This window comes from Nocardiopsis prasina DSM 43845 (assembly GCF_000341265.1).
Classification (GTDB): Bacteria; Actinomycetota; Actinomycetes; order Streptosporangiales; family Streptosporangiaceae; genus Nocardiopsis; species Nocardiopsis prasina.
In genome coordinates, this window is record NZ_ANAE01000162.1 from 102401 (window position 1) to 125246 (window position 22846).

At 70.8% G+C, this 22846-nt stretch carries 15 protein-coding genes and 1 tRNA gene; 4 read left to right on the forward strand and 12 right to left on the reverse strand.

Annotated elements, in window-relative coordinates:
- Positions 1–29: 29 nt before the first annotated feature.
- Complete coding sequence (gene pruA, locus D452_RS0119760) at positions 30–1655, reverse strand: L-glutamate gamma-semialdehyde dehydrogenase (RefSeq protein WP_017545876.1); 1626 nt, start codon at positions 1653–1655, stop codon at positions 30–32.
- A 220-nt stretch (positions 1656–1875) separates the two neighbouring features.
- On the opposite strand from pruA, the gene D452_RS0119765 reads away from it, so the two are divergent.
- The gene (locus D452_RS0119765) at positions 1876–3639 is read left to right on the forward strand and encodes a helix-turn-helix domain-containing protein (RefSeq protein ID WP_017545877.1); all 1764 of its coding nucleotides are present in this window, start codon (positions 1876–1878) and stop codon (positions 3637–3639) included.
- A 555-nt stretch (positions 3640–4194) separates the two neighbouring features.
- Here the strand turns inward: D452_RS0119765 and D452_RS0119770 are convergent.
- From D452_RS0119770 to eno, 6 genes are all read right to left on the reverse strand, one after another.
- A tRNA-Leu gene (locus D452_RS0119770) sits at positions 4195–4268 on the reverse strand.
- Between the two features lie 130 nt (positions 4269–4398).
- Entirely contained in the window at positions 4399–5775 is a 1377-nt protein-coding gene (locus D452_RS0119775; RefSeq protein ID WP_017545878.1) for an NAD(P)/FAD-dependent oxidoreductase, read from the reverse strand.
- Between the two features lie 379 nt (positions 5776–6154).
- Positions 6155–7147 carry a Ppx/GppA phosphatase family protein gene (locus D452_RS0119780; protein WP_017545879.1) on the reverse strand — a complete coding sequence of 331 codons (993 nt, stop codon included), beginning with the start codon at positions 7145–7147 and terminating at the stop codon, positions 6155–6157.
- Complete coding sequence (locus tag D452_RS0119785) at positions 7144–7728, reverse strand: DUF501 domain-containing protein (RefSeq protein WP_017545880.1); 585 nt, start codon at positions 7726–7728, stop codon at positions 7144–7146. The genes D452_RS0119780 and D452_RS0119785 overlap by 4 nt, the downstream gene beginning before the upstream one ends.
- A 52-nt stretch (positions 7729–7780) precedes the next feature.
- A complete protein-coding gene (locus D452_RS0119790) occupies positions 7781–8155 on the reverse strand; it encodes an FtsB family cell division protein (RefSeq protein WP_017545881.1) in 375 nt (124 codons plus the stop codon).
- A 162-nt stretch (positions 8156–8317) separates the two neighbouring features.
- The gene (gene eno, locus D452_RS0119800) at positions 8318–9601 is read right to left on the reverse strand and encodes a phosphopyruvate hydratase (RefSeq protein ID WP_017545883.1); all 1284 of its coding nucleotides are present in this window, start codon (positions 9599–9601) and stop codon (positions 8318–8320) included.
- A gap of 303 nt (positions 9602–9904) precedes the next feature.
- Here eno and D452_RS0119805 point away from each other — a divergent pair, with 303 nt between their 5' ends.
- Positions 9905–11356 (forward strand): FtsW/RodA/SpoVE family cell cycle protein, encoded by a 1452-nt coding sequence (locus tag D452_RS0119805; protein ID WP_017545884.1) that lies wholly within the window; start codon positions 9905–9907, stop codon positions 11354–11356.
- A 6-nt stretch (positions 11357–11362) separates the two neighbouring features.
- Here the strand turns inward: D452_RS0119805 and D452_RS0119810 are convergent, their stop codons facing one another.
- From D452_RS0119810 to cysC, 3 genes are all read right to left on the reverse strand, one after another.
- Positions 11363–12709 carry a short-chain fatty acid transporter gene (locus tag D452_RS0119810; protein WP_017545885.1) on the reverse strand — a complete coding sequence of 449 codons (1347 nt, stop codon included), beginning with the start codon at positions 12707–12709 and terminating at the stop codon, positions 11363–11365.
- 406 nt (positions 12710–13115) lie between these two features.
- Positions 13116–13874 (reverse strand): MazG family protein, encoded by a 759-nt coding sequence (locus D452_RS0119815; protein WP_017545886.1) that lies wholly within the window; start codon positions 13872–13874, stop codon positions 13116–13118.
- Positions 13874–15457 (reverse strand): adenylyl-sulfate kinase, encoded by a 1584-nt coding sequence (gene cysC / locus D452_RS0119820; protein WP_026129488.1) that lies wholly within the window; start codon positions 15455–15457, stop codon positions 13874–13876. Before cysC ends, D452_RS0119815 begins: the two co-directional genes overlap by 1 nt.
- Before the next feature lie 406 nt (positions 15458–15863).
- Here cysC and mfd point away from each other — a divergent pair, with 406 nt between their 5' ends.
- Positions 15864–19475, forward strand: a complete 3612-nt coding sequence (gene mfd, locus D452_RS0119825) for a transcription-repair coupling factor (protein ID WP_017545888.1) — start codon at positions 15864–15866, stop codon at positions 19473–19475.
- An 85-nt stretch (positions 19476–19560) separates the two neighbouring features.
- Here the strand turns inward: mfd and D452_RS0119830 are convergent, their stop codons facing one another.
- Positions 19561–21159 carry a cell division protein PerM gene (locus tag D452_RS0119830; protein ID WP_017545889.1) on the reverse strand — a complete coding sequence of 533 codons (1599 nt, stop codon included), beginning with the start codon at positions 21157–21159 and terminating at the stop codon, positions 19561–19563.
- A 219-nt stretch (positions 21160–21378) separates the two neighbouring features.
- Between D452_RS0119830 and D452_RS0119835 the strand changes: the two genes are divergently transcribed.
- Complete coding sequence (locus D452_RS0119835) at positions 21379–21864, forward strand: DUF1707 SHOCT-like domain-containing protein (protein ID WP_017545890.1); 486 nt, start codon at positions 21379–21381, stop codon at positions 21862–21864.
- A 93-nt stretch (positions 21865–21957) separates the two neighbouring features.
- Here D452_RS0119835 and sucD read toward each other — a convergent pair whose 3' ends face one another.
- The gene (gene sucD, locus D452_RS0119840; protein ID WP_017545891.1) at positions 21958–22836 is read right to left on the reverse strand and encodes a succinate--CoA ligase subunit alpha; all 879 of its coding nucleotides are present in this window, start codon (positions 22834–22836) and stop codon (positions 21958–21960) included.
- Positions 22837–22846: the final 10 nt, after the last annotated feature.

The window sequence follows — 22846 nt, forward strand, 5'->3', positions numbered from 1 at the left end:
CGGACGGGAGTGGGCGCGCCGCCGGGTGACTACCCCTGGTGGGGGTAGGAGGAGACCGTCGGCGCGACGAACGTCTCCTTGATGGCGCGCGGGCTGGCCCAGCGGGACAGGTTCTGGGCGGAACCGGCCTTGTCGTTGGTGCCGGAGGCGCGACCGCCGCCGAAGGGCTGCTGACCGACGATGGAGCCGGTCGGGCGGTCGTTGATGTAGAAGTTGCCCGCCGCGAAGCGCAGGACCTCGGTCGCCTTGGCCACCGCGCTGCGGTCGTTGGCCAGGATGGCGCCGGTCAGCGCGTAGGCGGAACCCTCGTCCACGATCTTGAGGACGTCCTCGAACCTGTCGTCCTCGTAGACGTGGACGGCGATCACCGGGCCGAAGTACTCCGTGCGGAACACGTCGTTGGTGGGGTCGGTGCCCTCGATGATGGTGGGGCGCACGAAGTAGCCCACCGAGTCGTCGGCGGTGCCGCCCGCGATGATCTCCAGGGTCGGGTCGGACTTGGCGTCCTCCAGGACCTTGGCCAGCTTGTCGAAGGAGCGGCGGTCGATGACGGCGCCGACGAAGTTCGACAGGTCGGTGACGTCGCCCATGGTGAGGGCCTCGGTCTCGGCGACCAGGTCGTCGCGCATCCTCTCCCACACGGAGCGGGCGACGAAGGCGCGCGAAGCGGCGGAGCACTTCTGGCCCTGGTACTCGAAGGCGCCGCGCACGATGGCGGTGCGCAGGATCTCCGGGTCGGCGGAGGGGTGGGCGACGATGAAGTCCTTGCCACCGGTCTCGCCCACGATGCGCGGGTAGGAGCGGTAGTTGGAGATGTTCTCGCCGACGCTCTTCCACAGGTGCTGGAAGGTCTTCGTGGAACCGGTGAAGTGCACACCGGCCAGCTCGGGGTCGTTGAGCGCGATGTCCGAGACGGCCAGGCCGTCACCGGTGACCATGTTGATGACGCCGGGGGGCATGCCGGCCTCCTCCAGGAGGCGCATGGTGAGCTCGGCGGCGAACTGCTGGGTCGGGGACGGCTTCCACACGACCACGTTGCCCATGAGGGCGGGGGCGGTGGGGAGGTTGCCCGCGATGGCGGTGAAGTTGAAGGGGGTGATCGCGTAGACGAACCCCTCCAGCGGACGCTGCTCCATGCGGTTCCACACGCCGCGCACGCTCAGGGGCTGCTGCTCCATGAGCTGGCGGGCGTAGGAGACGTTGAAGCGCCAGAAGTCGATGAGCTCACAGGCCGCGTCGATCTCCGCCTGCTGGACGGTCTTCGACTGGCCGAGCATGGTGGCGGCGTTGATCGTGGCGCGCCAGGGGCCGGCGAGCAGCTCGGCGGCACGGAGGATGATCGCGGCGCGGTCGTCGAAGGACATGGCGCGCCAGGCGGGGGCGGCGGCCTTCGCGGCGGCGATGGCGTCGCGGGCGTCCTGGTGGGTGGCGTTGCGCATGGTGCCCAGGACGGACGCGTGGTTGTGCGGCTGGACGGCGTCGATCGGGTCGCCGCCACCCATGCGGCTCTCGCCGTTGATGCGCATCGGCAGGTCGATGCTCTCGCGACCGAGCTCCTCGAGCTTGGCGACGAGCTCGGCACGCTCGGCGCTCCCGGGCGCGTAGGTGAGAACGGGCTCGTTCACCGGCTGCGGGACGTTGGTCACGGCGTCCATGGGCACCTCCCTGGAAAGAATGTCCCTGAATGAGCAGGGTTGACTGATTCAACAGTCGCAGAACCGCCCCGCGCGGACCTTGTGGGACGGGCCACTCTTTGCCAGCCTTATTTGTTCACCAGGACAAACCCAGGCACTTGTGGCCGAACGAGAGCCGACGCCACTCCCCCGCCCCTCCAGTAGTGTCGGTCACCGGACCCGACCGGTGAGGAACCACGTCATGCCTGGTCATTCAGTACCACAGAGTGAAGAGGGGGCGGGCCTGCCCCTGCGCAGGCTTCTCCTGGCCCTCGGCGACCCGATCCTGGACGTCGCCGCCGCACCGGACGGGCTGGATGTCCAGGTGGACAACGTCGTGATCATCGACCCCGAGGACCGCGTGGAGGCCCGCGAAGGGGACCTGGTCCTACTGATCGGCGTGCGCGGCGGGGCCGCCCGCCGTCTGGTCCGGGCCCTGGCGGCGCAGGGCGCCACGGCGGTCGCGGTCAAGGCCGGAGGGTACGCCCCCGCAGAGGAGACCATCCCGCCCTCCGGCGACACCCGGGGCCGTTCCCGCTCCGGCGCCGACGAGCTGAGGACGCTGCGCGCCGAAGCGCAGGAGAGCGGCGTGGCGCTCCTCGCGGTCCGGCCCGAGGTGCGCTGGGACCAGCTCCAGTCGGTGTGCCAGAGCATCGTGGACGACGCCCGGCTGAACACCTCGGAGGACCTGGGTGAGGCCACCGGGGACCTGTTCTCCATGGCGCAGACCATCGCCCAGCTCACCGGCGGGCTGGTGAGCATCGAGGACTCCGCCAGCCGCGTGCTCGCCTACTCCAGCGGAGCCGAGGTGGACGAACTGCGCCGCCTGTCCGTGCTCGGCCGCCAGGGACCGGAGTCCTACCTGGCGCTGCTGCGGGAGTGGGGCGTGTTCACGAAGCTGCGCGCGGGCGAGGAGGTGGTCCGGATCGAGGAGCACCCCGATCTGGGCATCCGCCGGCGTCTGGCGGTCGGCATCCACGCCGGGCGCCAGCCCCTGGGCGCCATCTGGGTGCAGGAGGGTTCGCAGCCGCTGTCCCAGCACGCCGAGGAGGCACTGCTCGGAGCGGCCCGCACGACCGCGCTCCAGATGATCCGGCAGCGCACCCAGACCAGCGCCGGGCTGCGGCTGCGCGAGGACCTGCTGTCCAGCCTGTTGGAGGGGCGGATCGACGCGAGCGCCCTCGCGGACACCGTCGAGGTGCACACCGAGCGGGCCGCTCTGGTGGCGGCCTTCTCCCTCAGCCATCCCGCCTCGGGCGAGGCCGAACCCGAGGGAGTGGACGGTGAGCGCCCGGACCGGCCCGTGCGGGAGCTGCGCCGCCGCCAACTAATCGACCTGGTGTCCGTGCACACGGCCGCCTACCGCCGCAGTTCCCTGGTGACCGAGCTCGACGGCCGCGTGTACGTGCTGCTGCCCGACCTGGCCCGCACACCGGGCGGCGACGGCTGGCGCGGGGTGGAGCAGTCGGTGCTGGCCCTGACCCGCAAGACCGTGGCCGCCGCGCGGGCGGCGCTGGGACTGCGTGTGCAGGCGGCCGTGGGTTCACTCGTGGAGCGGCTGCGCGACGTCCCCGAGTCCCGCGCGGAGGCCGACCGGGTGCTGGACGCGATGGGCCGCGACCTGGACGGCGGCACCGACTGGGAGGTGGCCACCATCTCCGACGTGCGCTCCCGGGTGCTGATCAGCGAGACCCTGGCGCACCTGCGCGCGGACCCGTCGCTGCGCGACCCCCGGGTGAGCCGGCTGATCGAGTACGACCAGGCGGGCGGCGCCGACCTCGTGCACTCCCTGCTGGCCTATCTGGAGGCCTTCGGTGACGCCCGGGCGGCCGCCGAACGGCTGCACATCCACCCCAACACGCTCCGCTACCGCGTGCGCCGCGCCGCCTCGGTGAGCGGGATCGACCTCTCCGACCCGGGAGAGCGCCTGTTCACCCAGCTCCAGCTCCTCATGGAACAGGGCTGACCCCCACCCGAGTGCCCACGCCCACCCCCTCAGCCACTGGCGGATCCCGACCGCTCACCTCAACCACGGTGCAACGCGGACCAGGTATCCAGGCCACAGGCGTGAGACCTGACCAGGCACCTCAGCTTGGCGGAGTGCGAACCAGGCATCCGGGCCACGGGGGCAGTTCCCATCAGGACCTCAGCCACCGGCGGAGCACGGACCAGACACCTCAGCCACAGGCGTGAGACCCGCCCGTACACCCCAGCCACAAGGGGGGTGCTTTCGTTCGGTGCCGGAGAGGGTTCTGCAAGACGAGTCAAGCCGCCAGCGAGGAACGAGCCAGGCGTAGACGGGGATGCTGTGTCGCCTTGAACCCAAATCCCTCTGCAAAGGCCCCGAACACGGGCCAAAGCGAAGCGGAGGCCCAAAGAAGACGAGGGTGCCGGAGAGGGTTCTGGAGGTGGCGCAGGTGGGATCGCGAGGAACGAGCCATCACACCGAAGACGCCGAAGGTTCCTCTGCAAAGGCACCGAACACGGGCCGAAGCGAAGCGGAGGCCCAAAGCAAACAAAGTACCCCCGGTCGGACTCGAACCGACACTTGTGACCCTTTTAGGGGGCCTGCCTCTTCCATTGGGCTACGAGGGCGTGGCCCATCATACCGGCCGGGCCGATTGCCCACTTTGGTTCCGCTTGGCCGGATGGGGACACGAAACGACCGGCTTCGCGAGAAAGCCGGTCGTTTCGTTCGTGTTGGCGCCGAAGGCGTCGCGTGGGATCAGCTCACGCGGCGCAGGCGGCCGTCCTCGACCTGCGGCTGGCTGGCCTCTTCGAAGGCCTGGCGCGGCTCGGACATCTCCGGCAGCGCGGCGAAGTCGCGGCGCAGGAAGAAGGCGAGCGTCCAGTCGGAGAGGACCCGCAGCTTGCGGTTGAAGGTCGGCACCGCGAGCAGGTGGTACGAGCGGTGCGCGTACCAGGCCAGGCGGCCGTTGAGCTTGATCTTGCCGAACAGCTGGGCCGCGCCCTTGTGCAGTCCGAGCCCGGCGACCGCGCCGAGGTTCTTGTGCCGGTAGGCCTTGAGCTCACCGTTGCGCAGGGTCGCGATGACGTTGTCGGCGAGCACCGGCGCCTGGCGGACCGCGTTCTGGGCGTTGGGCGGGTAGTAGCCGCCGTTGCCGTCGGGGACCTGGGCGTTGTCGCCACCAGCGAAGACGTTGTCCGTGCCGTTGACGGTGAGGTACTCGCTGGTGTCGACGTGCCCCTTGGGGCCCAGCGGGAGGTCGCTCGCGGAAACGACCGGGCTGGGCTTGACGCCCGCCGTCCACACCAGGGTGCCCGCGTCGAACTCGGCGCCGTCGCTGAGCTTGATGCGCTGGTCCGCGGCGGACTCGAGGAAGGTCTTGAGGCGGACGTCGATGCCGCGGCGGCGGAGCTGGTTGAGCGCCTTGCCGCCGACCTCCGGGCCGACCTCGGGCAGGATCTTGTCCGCGGCCTCGATGAGGTAGAAGTTCACCTCGGAGAGGTCGATCGAGGGGTGGAGGCGGACCGCGTCGCGGACCATGTCCTCCAGCTCGGCGATGGCCTCGGCGCCGGCGAACCCGCCGCCGACGAACACGAAGTTGAGCGCCTTGGCGCGCACGGCCTCGTCGTCGGTGGAGTCGGCGATGGTGAGCTGGTTGAGCACGTGGTTGCGCAGGTAGGCCGCCTCTTCGACGGTCTTGATCCCGATGCCCCACTCGGCCAGGCCGGGGATGGGCAGGGTGCGCGAGACCGCTCCGGCCGCCATCACGAGGTAGTCGTAGTGGAGCGTCTCGGGCTCACCGACGTTGGGCTCGTAGCGGACCGTGTTGTCGGCGTGGTCGATGCGCACGACGCGGCCGCCCAGCACGCGGACCCGGTCGAAGACCTTCCGCAGCGGGACCACGACGTTGCGCGGGGAGATGTTGCCCGCGGCCGTCTCGGGCAGGAACGGCTGGTAGGTCATGTAGGAGTTCGGGTCGATGACGGTGATGCGGGCTTCACCGGATCCGAGCTTCTTCTCCAGTCGCCTCGCGGTGTACATCCCGAGGTAACCGCCGCCGACGATGAGGATGTGCGGGATCTCCGCCTCGTCCCCGCCACCGTGCACCAGCCGGTAGTTCCTGCTCTCGGTCATCGCATTTCCGCCCTAACGGTTAATCTTTGGCGCCCTTGCCTCAAGGGCCGCGAAGGCTGTCACGTTCCCGGTTCCCCGCACCGGGGTCCGTGGAGCCGTGGTTCTTGCTCCCGACTCTCTGGAAGGTTGCTTGTGCATTCTTTCACAAGCCCCTCCCCGCAGAGAAGGTTCACATCCGCCCACCTTCCCACCATCCCCACGTGCGAGGCGAGGATGTTTGTGCAGGTCAGATGGGTTGTGAATGCATTCACAAGGGTCTTCCGGGTGACGCGTCTCACCCGAGGGCCCTGCTGGACCCCCCTCGAAAGGCCCCTCCGGTTCACCCGAAGGTCCCTTTCGAGGAGGTTATGCCCTATTCAGTACTAGTTTGCCCTGGTTTTTACTCAGGGACGATAAGACTCCACGCGACACCGTCGAGGATGTCGTGCTCACTCGTGGTGAAGTGGTCCGCGCCGGTCCGAGCCAGCACGCGGGACAGCACCAGGGAGCCCGCCGCGATCACGTCCACGCGACCCGGGTGCATCACGCCGATCTCCGCACGCTCCGCGTGCCGCGAGACCAACAGCTCACCCGTGATCCGCTCCAGGTCCTCGGCCGAGACGCGCGAGTGGTGGATCAGCTCCGAGTCGTACTCGGGCAGGTCCATCGCGATCCCGGCGACCGTGGTCGCGGTCCCGGCCACGCACACCACCGAACCGGCCTCCCGCAGCGGGACGACCTTCTCGACCTCGTCCAGGGCGGCGTCGATGTCGGCCGTGGCCGCCTCGATCTGCTCCCTGGTGGGCGGGTCGTCGCGCAGGTGGCGCTCGGTCATGCGCACGCAGCCGATGTCCACGGACAGGGCCGCGCGTACGAGGTCCTCGTCGTCGTCCAGACCGCCCAGCACGAACTCCGTGGATCCCCCGCCGATGTCGACGACCAGGAACGGCGGCGTGAAGTCAGCGTTGACCTCACCCTCGGCGGCCTGCGCCTCCAGCTCGGCCGTGGCGCCCACGAAGGACAGCTCGGCCTCGTCCAGACCGGTCACCACCTCCGGCTCCACGCCCAGGATCGCGCGGACGCCGTCCACGAACTCCTGGCGGTTGCTGGCGTCCCGGGTCGCGCTGGTGGCGACCATGCGCACCGCGTCCGGGCCCAGCTCGATCCCGTGCGCCTCGATGGTCTCCGCGTAGCCGCGCAGCGCCTCGAAGGTCCGCTCCAGGGCCTCGGGCGCGAACGCCCCGGTCTCGTCGACCCCCTGGCCCAGACGCACGATCTCCATCCGGCGGTCGACGTCGACCACCTGGACCTCGTCGTCTCCCAGGAAGACCACGTCGGCGATCAGCAGCCTGATCGAGTTGGTTCCGCAGTCGATCGCCGCGACACCGCTCATGAAGCGTCCGTCCCTTCAGCGCCCTCGGGGGCGTTCTCGTCCACGCACACACACGGGCCCTTGGCCCACCAGTCCGGAAGCTCGGCCAGGGCCTCCGCCCCGAACGGGTTGGTGCCCGGCGCCGCCAGCTCGTGGCCGACCAGCGCGTGCAGGCACTTGACCCTCGTCGGCATGCCCCCGGTGCTCTGCATCCCCTCGGGCAACGGCTCCATCCCGTCAGTGCGCGCCTGCTCGGCGCGCTCCTCCAGGTAGGACTCGTGGGCCCGGGTGTAGGCCTCCTGGAGCTCGGGCTCCTCGCCCAGGCGCTCCTGCATCCGACGCATACGGCCGTCGTTCTCGAGACGGCCGATCGCCGAGGCGGCTCGCGGGCATGTCAGGTAGTACAACGTCGGGAAGGGGGTGCCGTCTTCCAGGCGGGGAGCGGTCTTCACCACGTCGGGGAGGCCGCACGGGCACCGGTGCGCTACGGCACGGACCCCCCGCGGCTGGCGGCCCAACTGGAGTTCGATGGCGGCGAGGTCCCGTTCGGACGCGGGACCGCCGTCGGTGTGCCCCGGAACGGGCTGATCTGCGGAAGTCATGACCAGCCCAGCATAGTTGCCGCCGTACCCGCCCGGGCCGGGTCCGCAGGACCTAGAGACCGGCGTCGGGCTCCGGGCTGTCGGCCTCCTCCACGGAGCGCCACAACTCGGTGAACCACGGTTCGGTGGGCTCGGCCGGGCCCGCCTCGGCCTCGGCCTCGGAACCGGGCCTGATGACGATGTAGGCGGTCTCCTCGGGGTACTGGTAGTGGAGCCGGGCGCGGGCCTCGCGCTCCACGTAGCCCTCGTCGCCCAGGGCCTCCTCGCGCTCCTGGAGGTGGGCGACGTTCTCCTCCATGCGGGCGCGCTCCTCCTTGAGCTGCGCGATCTCCGACTGCTGCATGACGTACTCGCGCAGTGGATAGGCCAGGCTCAGCGCGATCACGCACACGACCAGCGCGAGGATGGCCGCGCGGCTGGTGAGCATGGGCCGCACCCTGGAGGTGCGGCCCACACCGGAGTCCTTCGTGCCCGCGTCACCCGCGCGCTTGGCGCCCTTCCGGGCAGCGGCCTTCGCAGGCCTGTCGGCTTTGGTCGCCTTCTTGGCCTTTGTGGGCGGCTGCTTGGTTTCGCGGGACACTGGGGCAGACTAGCCGCGCTTGGCGAACCTCGGGAAGGCCGACACGCCCGCGTAGACGGCGGCGTCGTCCAGTTCCTCCTCGATGCGCAGCAGCTGGTTGTACTTGGCGACCCGCTCACTGCGCGCCGGGGCACCGGTCTTGATTTGCCCGGCGTTGGTGGCCACCGCGATGTCGGCGATGGTGGTGTCCTCGGTCTCGCCGGACCGGTGGCTGATCATCGCCGTGTAGCCGCTGCGCTGGGCGAGGGAGACCGCGTCCAGCGTCTCGGTGAGGGTGCCGATCTGGTTGACCTTCACCAGGAGCGAGTTAGCGGTGTCGGCGAGGATGCCGCGCTGGAGCCGCTCCGGGTTGGTGACGAACAGGTCGTCGCCGACCAGCTGGACCTTGGCGCCGAGCTGCTCGGTGAGCTTCTTCCAACCGTCCCAGTCCTCCTCGTCGAGGGGGTCCTCGATGGAGACCAGCGGGTAGGAGTCGACGAGCTCCCCGTAGTAGGCGGCCATCTCCTCGGCGGTGCGGGACTTGCCCTCGAAGGTGTACACGCCGTCGGAGAACAGCTCGCTGGCGGCCACGTCCAGGGCCAGCGCGATGTCGGTGCCGACCTTGTACCCGGCCTTCTCGATCGCCTCGACGATCAGGTCCAGCGCGGCGCGGTTGCTCTCCAGGTTGGGAGCGAAGCCGCCCTCGTCGCCGACGCCGGTGCCCAGGCCGTGCGACTTCAGGACCGACTTCAGGGAGTGGTAGACCTCGGTGCCCCAGCGCACGGCCTCGGAGAAGGTGGGGGCGCCGATGGGCGCGACCATGAACTCCTGGATGTCGACGTTGCTGTCGGCGTGCGCGCCACCGTTGAGGATGTTCATCATCGGGACGGGCAGGACGTGCGCGTTGGGGCCGCCGATGTAGCGGAACAGCGGCAGACCGGCCTCCTCGGCGGCGGCCTTGGCCACGGCCAGGGAGGTGCCCAGGATGGCGTTGGCGCCGATCCGGGACTTGTCCGGGGTGCCGTCCAGGTCGATGAGCGCGCGGTCGATGATGCGCTGCTCGTCGGGGGTGTGGCCGAGCAGCTCGTCGGCGATCTCGTCGTTGACGGCGGTGACGGCCTTGGTCACGCCCTTGCCGCCGTACCGGTCGCCGCCGTCACGCAGCTCGACCGCCTCGAACCTGCCGGTGGAGGCACCGCTGGGGACACCAGCGCGAGTGAGGGTCCCGTCGTCGAGCAGGACCTCGACCTCGACTGTCGGGTTGCCCCGGGAGTCAAGGATCTCCCGCGCCGTTACTGCCTCGATGGACGCCACGATCTCTCCGTCTCTTCGATGTCTGGGCCCACAGTTTCCGGACCCGGACACGAGACTAGCGACCCCCGGACCGGTGGGTGGTGCCCGCCCTGCCAGATTGGTCTAGTCCATACCGGACGTATCGCCCGCCGTCACGGCTCGGGCGACCTCCACATCGGTACGTACCGGTTAAACCGAACCGCCCGGAAGTGGCCGTTCCGCTTGCCTGGCCCCCACCCGTGTCTATAGTTCCAACTGAGGGCCGCCCGTCCCCCCATCCACACCGGAACAGCCACGGCCCCGCGTGAACGGTAGAGGACGAGCATGGCCAACCCGCCGACCGAACCGCTGGACGGGGCTCTGCGCCCCGCGCGACAAAGACGCGCCGAACTGGCGCTGTTGCTCGCCTCGATCGGGGTGACCTTCGCCGCCCTGCTGTACGCGTCACTGTCGGTGACCGGCGGCGTCGACGACCGAGTGCTGGTGTACGGCGCGGTGCTCGGCGCGGGTGCGATCGCCCTGCACGTGCTGCTGCGGTTCGTGGCCCCCTACGCCGACCCCGTGCTGCTCCCGGTCGCCACGGCGCTCAGCGGGCTCGGCATCACCATGATCTGGGCGCTCCAGATGACCCGGGACCTCGCCCCCGGCAGCAGTGAGGCCGACAGGCAGCTGATGTGGACGCTGGTCGGCATGGTGCTGTGCGCCGCCGCCATCGTGTTCGTGAGGCATCCGCGTCGCCTGACCATGTACACCTACCTCATCGCCCTGGCCGCGCTGGTCCTGCTGCTGCTCCCGCTGTCGCCGCTGGGCCACGAGGTGCTGGGCGCCCGCCGGTGGATCATGGTCGGGCCCTTCACCATGCAGCCCTCGGAGTTCGCGAAGGTGCTGCTGGTGATCTTCCTCGCCTCGTACCTGGGCCGCCAGCGCGACGTGATGGCGCTGGTCACCCGCACCTTCAGGATCGGCGGGGTGAAGGTGTTCAGCGCACCGCGCGCCCGGGACCTGGCCCCGATGGCCGTGGGCTGGGGGGTGGCGATCCTGCTGCTGGTGGGCACCAAGGACCTGGGCACCTCGCTGCTGCTGTTCGGGACGTTCCTGGCCGTGCTGTACGCGGCCACCGCACGCAAGTCCTGGGTGCTGATCGGGCTGGTGGCCTTCTCAGCGGGCGCCTACGTGGCCTACCTGATCTTCGGGCACGTGCAGAACCGGGTGCGGATCTGGCTGAACGCGTTCGACCCGGACGTGTACCACAGCGAGGGCGGCAGCTTCCAGGTGGTGGAGGGCATGATCGCCCTGGCCTACGGCGGGCTGTTGGGGACCGGGTTCCACAGTGGCAACGCGGAGAACCTGTTCGCCGCCGACAGCGACCTCATCCTGGTGTCGATGGGCGAGAAGCTGGGCCTGACGGGGCTCATGGCGGTGCTCACCCTGCTGCTGCTCTTCGCCCAGCGGGCGCTGCGCATCTCCCTGGGCTGCCGGGACGTGTTCCTCAAGCTCACCGCGCTCGGCTACGGCTTCATCACCGCGTTCGACGTGTTCATCGTGCTGGGCGGGGCGACGCTGATCATCCCGCTCACGGGTATGACCACGCCGTTCCTGTCGGCGGGCGGGTCCGCGCTGATGGCCAACTGGCTGATCGTGGGCCTGTTGCTGACCATCAGCGAGACCGCCCGCCGTCCGCAGGAGTCGTTCAGCTCGGGGCTGGCGCCGGGCGACCCCGCGACCGAGGTGATCAACGTGCGGGACCTGCCCGACGGCATCCGGGACCGCCGCTGAGGAGGCTCAGGTCAGGAACGTGATGCACAGGGAGGCGACGAGGATGCCGAAGAGCATCACGACCGCCGAGTAGCCCAGGATGCGCCCCGCCCGCAGCTTGGTCAGCGCGAGCAGCGGCAGCGCCCAGAACGGCTGGATGCCGTTGGTGAGCTGGTCGCCCATGGCCACCGCCATGACGCCCACCCCGGGGCGGATGCCCAGGGACTCGGTGGCGCCGATGACCACCGGACCCTGTACGGCCCACTGGCCGCCGCCCGAGGGCACGGCGAGGTTGACCAGGCAGGCGCTGATCAGGGCCCAGAACGGATACGTGAACGGGGTGGAGAACGAGATGAACCACTGGGTGATGACCTCCAGCAGCCCGGAGGTGTCCATGATCCCCATGATCCCGGCGTAGAAGGGGAACTGGATGATCACGGCGGAGGCGTTCCTCGCCCCCTCGGCGGCCGCCGCCGAGTAGCTGGCGAGCGTCCCGTGCAGGCCCAGTCCGGCCATGAGGAACGCGAAGTTGAGCATGTTGATGTCCATGCCCACCACACCGTTGGTCACGATGGCGGGCACGAGGTACACCAGCCCCACGGCGACCACCGCGTACACCAGGACGCGGCTGTGCATGAGGCGCTGCGCCGGTGACAGGGCGAGCAGTTCCTCCTTGGCGGGCCGCCCGGTCCCGCCGGGGCCGCTCTCGGCGGTGTCGCCGATCTCCTCGCTCTCCTCCGGCTTCGGGGTCATGCTCATCAGCAGCAGCGGGGCGCCGATCAGCATCGCCGCGAGGAAGACCAGGTTGAAGGGCTGGAAGATGGTCTCGCTGAGTGGCACGAGGCCGATCTGGTCCTCCAGGAAGTGCCCCGGGGTGTTGACGAGCAGTGGCGCCGATCCGGACAGCCCGCTGTGCCAGACCATCAGCCCCGTGTAGCCGCCCGCGACCACCAGCGGGAAGTGCACCCTGATCCCGCGTTCCTTGCAGGAGCGGGCCACCTCCACAGCCAGGAGCGCACCGGCGATCAGGCCGAGCCCCCAGTGCAGCATGCCCAGCAGCGCCGAGCCCACGGCCGTGACCAGCACCGCCGTCAGCGGCCCCCGGGCCAGCCCCGCCACCCTGTGGATCGCCCGCCGCGCCGGAGGCGACGAGGCCAGGGCGTACCCGGTGACCAGGACCAGGGTCATCTGCATGCCGAACTCCAGCAGGCCCCAGAACCCGCCGTACCAGTCCCCGACCAACTGGATCGGGGTGCGTTCGGTCAGGAACAGGGCCATACCGAAGACGAGCGCGGACAGGATGACCGCGAAGACGAAGGCGTCCGGCACCCACCTGGTGCTGAACGCCGCGAGCGCGTTTCCGAAGCGGCGCATAAGGGGGCTCCCACGGGTTCGGGGGCCCGACTCCGGCGGAGGGTGCCGGAGCCCCGGGCCCCGAGGTGAGAGCACTGTGTTGCATGGGTCACACGGGAGTCAAGATCAAACTGGGCGATTTGAGGGTTTTCAGCGTTAGGCCGGCAGGTCGTTCACACCAGCCCCGCGGGGGCGAAGCCGGTGGGGCGCCGCCGAGTCACGGAGGATCGTCCTCGTCGACCTCACCCTGGCGGTGTCGTCCGTGCTCTCCCACATCCTCTGCCGTGCTGGTACGCGTGGCGCGCGGTCGCCCAGGAGCACTCCCTCGCGACCCGAACGCCCTCGGAAGCGCTCGCGAACTCCGGGACGGGACACGAAAACGACGGCCCCGGGCAGCTCACTGCCCGGGGCCGTGTTCGCCTGACGTCTACTCGCCCGCCTTCGCCCAGTAGGTGCGCCACTGCTCGTCGCTGAGCTCGCGGGGTTCGTGCCCCTCGGCGCGGGCGGCCTCCTCGGCGGCGCGCACGCGGGTGTCGAAGCGGCGGGCCGCCAGACGCAGGTCGGTCTCGGCGTCACGACCCTGGTCGCGCTCGGCGGCCACCGCGGCGAAGAGCTCTCCGCCCTCGACCCCGTCGTCGCCCACGAGGTCGGCCGGGAATCCGTTGCGCACGGCCCGCTTCTGGAGCTCGTAGGCAAGCAGCACGGCGGGCTGGGCGAAGGGCACCCCGTCCAGGACCGAGGTCTCACCCGTGCCGCCGTTGGCCCTGGCCTTCTCGGCGCGCTCGGCCGCCTTGACGGCCTCCCAGTTCGACCACACCTCGTCGGTGCCGGACACGTCCTGGCCCCCGAACACATGGGGGTGGCGGCGGGTCATCTTGTCGATGATCGCGTCGGCGACGTCGTCCACGGTGAACCGGGCCGGGTCGCCCTCGGGGCGCTCGGCGCCGATCGCGGAGTGGAAGACCACCTGGAGCAACACGTCACCGAGCTCCTCGCGCAGCTGCGGGTAGTCACCGTCCTCGATGGTCTCCAGGGTCTCGTAGGACTCCTGGATGAGGAACTTGGCCAGGGACTCGTGGGTCTGGGTGCTGTCCCACGGGCACTCCCGGCGCAGCGTCTCCATCACCTCGACCAGGCGGAGCATCCGGTGCCCGGGCACCGGTGGGGTCGGGGCGTCGCTCGTCATCATTCCTCGCTCACGTGCTGGTCGGAGGGGAGCCAACCGCCCTCGCGCAGGGCGTCCAGCACCAGGGCCACGGACTCGGCGGGGTCCGCGCCCACGGTGTCGACGACCAGGTCGGCGTCGGTGGGCTCTTCATAGGGGTCGGAGACCCCGGTGAACTCGGGAATGCGCCCCGCCCGCGCCTGGGCGTACAGGCCCTTGCGGTCGCGGGCCTCGCACTCCTCCAGGGGCGTGGCCACGTGCACCAGGAAGAAGTCCCCGAACTCCTCCACCATGGCACGGACCTCGGCCCGTCCGGCCGCGTACGGCGCGATCGGCGCGCACACCGCCACCCCGCCGTGGCGGGTGATCTCGGCGGCGACGTAGCCGATGCGCCGGATGTTGAGTTCACGGTCCTGCCGGGAGAAGGTCAGTCCCTTGGAGAGCACGCGCCGCACCACGTCGCCGTCGAGCAGGCTCACCGTGCGGCCCGAGCGCCGGACTCCGTCGCACACCCCCCGGGCGATGGTGGACTTGCCCGATCCGGACAGGCCCGTGAAGAGCAGGGTGAGGCCGCGACGGGTACGCGCGGGGCGCAGCCGCGCGAGTTCGGCTCCCACCCGTGCGGGGGTGAACCAGGACGGGAGTTCGCGGCCGTGCGCGAGTTCCGCCGCGACCTCGTCGTCGCTCAGCTCCGCGAGGACCGTGCGCGGGTCGACGTGGGTGAGGGGCTTCCACAGCGCCTCGTTCGCGTCGTACCGCCACGGCTCGGGGTCCAGGACGGTCAGCGGCGGCCGCAGCGCCATGACCCGCTCGGTCTCGGGCGGGCTCCCGCCCGCCTCGACCAGCAGGTGGGTGGCGCCGTAGGCGGCGGCGACGTGCCCCGCCAGCGCGGCGTCGCGTTCGGTCCACGCCCCGCCGAGCGTGCTCGTGGAGCGTGCTCCGGACCGGGGCAGGGTGACGACGGCGAACGACGTCCGGGGCGGCAGCAGCGGCTCGGCCGCCAGCACGGTCGCGGCCAGTCCCTCGTCGTGCAGCCCGGTGTCGACGATGACGAGGACCTCGGCGCGCCCGAGCGTCTCGGCCTCGGCGCGGATCTGGTGCAGGGCGCGGTGGTGCAGCGGCCGGTCGGTGACCACAGCGAGCAGGGGCCGGTCCGGGGTGGGTTCCAGTCCGCGCTGGGCGCGGACCTCGGCGGGGGTGGCCCGCAACTCCCGCAGGACCCCGTAGGTGGGCGGCCGCAGCAGGGTGACGTCTCCGGCCAGGTGGTGCACACCGGCCTCACCCGGCGACTCCCAGCTCTCGCTCACCACGAGTTCCGCCAGCGGGGCGCCCTCCAGGTCCGTGAGCGTGAGCCGCTCCTGTCCCGCCAGTTCCTCCGGCACCTCAAGGGTGACCGGAACCGGCCAGGGGCGACCGTCGGGCAGACGTCCCCGGAGCGCCACCGACTCCGCCTGTTCGCGGGTCATGAACCCGGCCAGCGGGTAGGCGCCGCTGAGGATGAGTTCCAAGTGGGCGAGGCCGTCCGGACCTGGGGCGAAGGCCGGGGCACTCGATCGGCCGGCGCCCCCGCCCGGCCCGCTCCCGTCTCTGTGGGCACTCACCACGCACATCCTCTTCTCTGTCCGTCCAGCGGGACCCTCCACGAGCGTCCAGCGTATGCCCGCCGGTCCCCGCACCCCGGTGTCGAGGCCGTCGCTGCGGAATATCACCAGTTCAGGATGGGTTCGGTAGGAAGTGACCCTTCCGGTTCCCCGCGTGTGGGGGCGGGGCGCGGACGCGGCGGAACCCAACCGCCGCCCCCGCGACCGGCCCGCGTGTGACGGTGGTACTGGATAAGCTGAGAGAAGCCGGGTGGTCACGCCCATCGGCCGCCCACAACCGTCACCGTTCACGTACGGACCCGTCCCCACTCGCCTCGCGGGACGGCGGCAACCGTGCCCGCCGCACGCGGGTGTCGGCGTCAGGGCAGGACCCGACTCCTGAACCGGACCACTTCCAGTTTTTGGTGCTATGAGCCTCATTGGACTTCTCGCCGACGTCTCCCAGGACCCGGCACTGCACAGTGCGATCGAGACCGCCCGGAGCGGCCGCGATCCCCACCTCGACCTCGTCGCCCCGGCGGCACTGCGCCCCTTCATGGTGGGGGCGCTGGCCGCCGAGTCCCCCGTGGGCGCGAACCGGCCGGTGCTCGCCGTCACCGCCACCGAGCGGGAGGCCGCCGACCTGACCGACGCGCTCGGCTCGCTGCTGCCCGCGGACTCGGTCGCGCTCTTCCCCGCCTGGGAGACCCTCCCGCACGAACGTCTCTCCCCGCGTTCGGACACCGTGGGCCAGCGCCTCGCGGTGCTGCGCCGTCTGGCGCACCCGGACCCCGCGGACCCGCTCACCACCCCGCTGCGCGTGGTGGTGGCCCCGGTCCGCAGCGTCCTCCAGCCGCTGGTCGCCGGGCTGGGCGACCTCGAACCCGTCCGTATCCGGCCCGGTGACGAGGCCTCCCTGGAGGACGTGGTCAGCTCCCTGACCAACACCGGCTACGCCCGCGTGGACCTGGTGGAGAAGCGCGGCGACATGGCCGTGCGCGGCGGCATCCTGGACGTCTTCCCGCCCACCGAGGAGCATCCGCTCCGGTTGGAGTTCTGGGGCGACACCGTCGAGGACATCCGTTACTTCCAGGTGGCCGACCAGCGCTCCATCACCCCCGGCGAGGCCGGGGAGGCCACCGACTCCCGCGCCGCCTCCGGCCTGTTCGCCCCGCCCTGCCGGGAGCTGCTGCTCACCGACACCGTGCGCGAGCGCGCCCGCGCCCTGGCCGCCGAACACCCCTCACTGGCCGAGGTGCTCAACAAGATCGCCGACGGCGTCTCGGTCGAGGGCATGGAGGCCTTCGCCCCCGTCCTCGCCGAACGCATGGAACCCTTCCTGGAGTACCTGCCGAAGAACGCGATGGTGCTGGGCTGCGACCCCGAGCGCATCCGGACCCGCGCCGTGGAGCTGGAGGCCACCAGCGCCGAGTTCCTGGACGCCTCCTGGATCAACGCCGCCTCCGGCGGTGAGGCCCCCATCGACCTCGGCGAGTCCGCCTACATGTCCATCTCCGAGCTGCGCTCGGCCGCGACGGGGCTGGGGCTGCCCTGGTGGGGTCTGACCCCCTTCAGCGCCGGTGAGGGCACCGGGCAGGACCCGAGCGAGGAGGACGACGCCGTCGTGGTGGGCGCGGTGCCCGCCGACTCCTACCGCGGCGACACCGAGCGCGCCCTGGCCGACGTCAAGAGCTGGCTGCACGACAACTGGAGCGTCGTGCTGGTCACCCAGGGCCACGGCCCGGCCGAACGCCTGGTGGCCATGCTCAGGGACGCGGGGCTGGGCGCCACGCTCGCCGCCGACCTGGCCGAGCCGCCCAAGGAGGCGATCGCCACGGTCACCACCGGCCTGGTCGACCACGGCTTCCTGCTGCGGTCGGTGCACACGGTGGTCCTCACCGAGACCGACCTCGTGGGGCAGAAGTCCTCCACCCGCGACATGCGCCGCATGCCCAGCCGCCGCAAGGGCACGGTCGACCCCCTCCAGCTCAAGCCCGGCGACTACGTCGTGCACGAACAGCACGGCGTGGGCCGCTACCTGGAGATGGTCAGCCGCCAGATCCAGGGCGCCACCCGCGAGTACCTGCTCATCGAGTACGCGCCCTCCAAGCGCGGCCAGCCCGGCGACCGCCTGTTCGTGCCCACCGAGCAGCTCGGCGAGGTCACGCGGTACGTGGGCGGCGAGGCGCCGACGCTGTCCAAGATGGGCGGCGCCGAGTGGAGCAAGGCCAAGAGCCGGGCCCGCAAGGTGGTCCGCGAGATCGCCGGAGACCTCATCCGCCTGTACTCGGCGCGGCAAGCCTCCCCCGGGCACGCGTTCGGGCCGGACACCCCGTGGCAGAACGAACTGGAGGACGCCTTCCCCTACGTGGAGACGCCCGACCAGCTGGCCGCCATCGACGAGGTCAAGAAGGACATGTCGAAGTCGGTCCCGATGGACCGGCTGATCTGCGGCGACGTGGGTTACGGCAAGACCGAGGTGGCGGTGCGCGCCGCGTTCAAGGCGGTGCAGGACGGCAAGCAGGTGGCGCTGCTGGTGCCCACCACCCTGCTGGTCCAGCAGCACCTGTCCACGTTCACCGAGCGCTACGCGTCCTTCCCCGTCAAGGTCAAGCCGATGTCGCGGTTCCAGACCGACGGCGAGGTCGAGCTGACCCGCGAGGGCCTGCGCTCCGGCGAGGTGGACGTGGTGATCGGCACGCACCGGCTCCTGTCACAGGAGACCCGCTTCAAGGACCTGGGCCTGGTCATCATCGACGAGGAACAGCGCTTCGGAGTGGAGCACAAGGAGGCCCTGAAGCGGCTGCGCACCCAGGTCGACGTACTGGCGATGTCGGCCACGCCCATCCCGCGCACCCTGGAGATGGGCCTGACGGGCATCCGCGAGATGACCACGATCCTCACCCCGCCCGAGGAGCGCCACCCGGTGCTCACCTTCGTGGGGCCCTACGAGGACAAGCAGATCACCGCGGCGATCCGGCGCGAGCTGATGCGTGAGGGACAGGTGTTCTTCGTGCACAACCGGGTGGCGTCCATCGACAAGGTGGCCGCCTCCATCAAGCGCCTGGTCCCCGAGGCCCGGGTGGCCTACGCGCACGGCCAGATGAACGAGCAGCAGCTCGAGAAGGTCATGGTCGACTTCTGGGAGAAGAACTTCGACGTGCTGGTCTCCACGACCATCGTCGAGTCCGGCCTGGACGTGCCCAACGCCAACACGCTCATCATCGACCGCGCCGACACCTACGGGCTGTCCCAGCTGCACCAGCTGCGCGGCCGTGTGGGCCGTGGCCGCGAGCGCGCCTACGCGTACTTCCTGTACCCGCCGGAGCGCCCGCTCACCGAGACCGCCTACGAACGGCTCGCCACCGTGGCCCAGCACACCGAGACCGGCGCGGGCATGTACGTGGCCATGAAGGACCTGGAGATCCGGGGCGCGGGCAACATCCTGGGCGCGGAGCAGTCCGGGACCATCGCGGGCGTGGGATTCGACCTGTACGTGCGTATGGTCGGTGAGGCCGTGGCCGAGCTCAAGGGAGACCCGGAGGCGGTCGCCGAGGTCGAGACCAAGGTGGAGCTGCCGATCAACGCGCACATCCCGCACGACTACGTGCCGGGCGAGCGGCTGCGCCTCCAGTCGTACAAGCGGATCGCCAGCGTCACCAGCGAGCAGGACATCCTCGCCGCCTACGAGGAGCTCACCGACCGCTTCGGCGCACCGCCGCAGCAGGTGGACAACCTCATGGCGGTGGCCCGGTTCCGGGTGCTGGCCAAGTCCGCCGGGCTGGCCGACGTGGTCATGCAGGGCAACCAGATCCGGTTCTCCCCGGTGGAGCTGCGCGAGTCCCAGGAACTGAGGCTGCGGCGGATGTACCCGAGGTCCATCCAGAAGGAGTCCGCGAAGACCCTCCTGGTACCGGTCCCCAAGGCGGGCGGGTTGGGCGGCAAGCCGCTGCGCGACCTCGAACTCCTCAAGTGGTGCACGGACCTCGTGAACTCGATCTTCGAGCCCGGCAAGCGCCGGGTCGCCCCGCAGGGCGACTGACGGCCTGAGAGACGACGGAGGGCACGGCCGGTGGCCGTGCCCTCCGTCGTCTCCGGGGTCGGGGGCCCGTCCCGGGCTTCCCGCCTCAGTCGCGCCGGTCCACCTCTTCGGGAGCGGCCTCGTAGGTGATGCCGTACATCTCCTCCTCCGACTCCTCGTCCGCGCGGCCGCGACGCCACCAGCCGCCCTCGGCGCGCCGGTCCGCGCGGCGCTGCCCCCGCAGCTCCCGGCGGGCCTCCCTGCGTGCCTGCCGCTCCACCACGCGGTCGCGCCTGCGCGCCTGCCGCACACGCCGCAGCACCGCCCGGCGTTCGGCGATGGTCGGCTCCGGCGCCTCCTCCGCCACCTTCTCCTCGCGCTCCTCCTCGCGGGGGCGCAGCGCCGTGACGGTGGCCAGCCCCTTGCCTACCGGGACGTCCTCGGGCAGCTCCACCACGGGCACCGCGGGTTCGGGGCTCGGCTCGACCGCGGCCTCCTCCCGCTCCGCGGCCACCTCACGGGACTGCTTGCGCGTGTACCACCAGTTGGCGATCCAGGCCGCCACCGCCGCCGCCACCCCCACCTCGAGAGCGGCCACCACTCCCACCTGCCAGGCCGAGGGGCCCATGTCGCTGAGCCGCTGCGCACCCAACGAACCGCCCGCCACCCCGGACAGGGCGGCGAACAGCAGCCCCGTCGTCACGCCGCACACGAACCCCCACAGCGGCGCCGCCTCGCTGACCACGTCCGGCGCGCTGCGCTGGGTCAGCACCCCGCCGATCGCCCCCGCCAGGAACGGCACCGCCAGAGCGCCCAGGGACAGCACCGGGGCGGCGCCGTTGGAGGGCAGCGCCGCGAGCATCGGCAGTGCCGGAACAGCGCCCACCGACACCTCCGTCGGCGCGACCACCGTGGACGCACCCATCGCGAACCCGGGGCCGAGCGCGTAACAGACCGCGAACACCACCGCGTTGGGCAGGTACGCCAACTGCACGATCAGCAGGAGCGAACCGCCGACCACCCCCGGGCCCAGCGACCGCGTGATCTCGACCGCCTCCGGCAGGTTCATCCCCAACGCCACCAGGAACAGCACCAGCCCCCCGACCAGCAGGGTTCCCGTGGCCGCGAGCATGCCCACCAGCAGCGACCTCGACCGCGCGGGCATGAGGTCGAGAAGGTCGCGCGCGGCCACGCCCTTGTCCCGCATGAGCTGGCGCAGCACCCCCAGCCCGCCCGCGATGAACGCGATCACGAACCCCATGAGGAGGGCGCGCGGCATGCTGGGCACGGCCTCGTCGGTGCGGGCCAGGAGCGCGAGCGTGCCCGCGATCGCCGCGTAGGGACCGGCGATGGCCAGCGCCGCACGGTGCACGTGCCGCAGCCGCTCGATCACGCAGCAGCCCGCCAACCATCGGCCGAACCGGTACAGCAGCATCCCCGGCAGCAGGACCAGACCCATCGGCAACAGGCTGATCTGCCCCTCCGCGATGGAGAAGGACACGTGGTGGCCGACCAGCCAGGCCAGCACGGCGCCCCGCAGCAGGTCCACGATGTCCTCACCGAAGGTGTCGTGGGGAGCGGCCACCCACCCGGCCATGGTGAGCGTGACGATCACCGCCAGGCCGATACCGGCGGCCGGANCCGCGGCCACCCCGCCCGTGGAGTAGATCGGTCGGCCCGCCGCCTCCGGCGGTGACGCGGGCACACTCCCGGAGGCCCCGTCGCTGGTGCTCGTGGACCGCTTCGACTGTCGGCCTCGGTCGGGGGGAGATCCTGGCGTACTCACCCGACTTATGCTGCCAGGGACCGGAATGCTCCGTGGTATCCGGGCCGCGCGTGTCGTGTGCGGGTCGCCATGACGGAACGCCCCACAAACGCGATACGTCGTAAGATGAGACCCCGCCCCCCGCACCAAGGACGCCACATGGCAGAACTCGAACCCGACCGCAGCTACCGGCTGTCCGACACCGAACGCGACGAGGCTCTCGGGAAGCTGCGCGTGGCGTTCGAGGAGGGGCGACTCGACACCGAGGAGCACGAGTACCGCTCGGACGCCGCGCTCCGGGCGGTGAACAACGCCGACCTCGTCCCGCTCTTCGACGACCTGCCGCGCAGACTCGCCCCCAGCTCCGTCGCCGAACCCGACCCGGCCCACCCGTCCGCCGAGACCTCCCCCGCCGTCCCCGACGAGGACGAGGCCGAGGTCTCCGAGAAGGACAGGGGCGTGAACATCGGCGGACTCCTCGGCTGGGGCGGCTTCCTCCTGCTCGTGTGGGGCACGCCCTCGTTCGTCAGCGGCAACGTCTACGCCATCACGGTCTTCCTCGGGTTCTTCTGCCTCATGGTGGTCGGCCCCCTCGTCGGGCAGCTCATCTCCCAGCGCCGACGGCGCGACCAGCTCGGCGGCTGAACCCCGCACACGAAACGGCTCCGCCCCACCGACCGGATGTCACCGGAGGCGGGGCGGAGCCGTGCTGAACGAGCGCCCTGCGGGGCACGTCCCCTAGAAGAGGTCGCGCACCAGCTGAGCGGTCTCGCTCGGGGTCTTGCCGACCTTGACGCCAACGGCCTCGAGGGCCTCCTTCTTGGCGGCGGCCGTACCGGAGGAGCCCGAGACGATGGCGCCGGCGTGGCCCATGGTCTTGCCCTCCGGGGCGGTGAAGCCAGCGACGTAGCCGACGACCGGCTTGGTCACGTTGGCCTTGATGAAGTCGGCCGCGCGCTCCTCGGCGTCGCCACCGATCTCACCGATCATCACGATCACGTCGGTGTCCGGGTCGGCCTCGAAGGCCGCCAGGGCGTCGATGTGCGTGGTGCCGATGATCGGGTCGCCACCGATGCCGACGGCGGACGAGAAGCCGATGTCGCGCAGCTCGTACATCATCTGGTAGGTGAGCGTGCCCGACTTCGAGACCAGGCCGATGCGGCCCGGCTTGGCGATGTCGGCCGGGATGATGCCGGCGTTGGACTGACCCGGGGTGATGAGACCGGGGCAGTTCGGGCCGACGATGCGGGTCTTGTTGCCCTTGGAGCCGGCGTAGGCCCAGAAGGCGGCGGTGTCGTGGACCGGGATGCCCTCGGTGATCACGACGGCCAGACCGATCTCGGCGTCGATCGCCTCGACGACGGCGTCCTTGGAGAACTTCGGCGGAACGAAGATCACGGTGACGTCGGCGCCGGTGGCGGCCATGCCGTCGGCGACGGAGCCGAAGACGGGCACCTCGGTGCCGTCGAAGTCGACGCTCTGCCCGGCCTTGCGCGGGTTCACGCCACCAACGATGTTGGTGCCGGACGCGAGCATACGGCGGGTGTGCTTGGTGCCCTCAGAGCCGGTCATGCCCTGGACGAGCACCTTGCTGTCCTTGTTGAGGAAGATAGCCATGGTGTGTTGT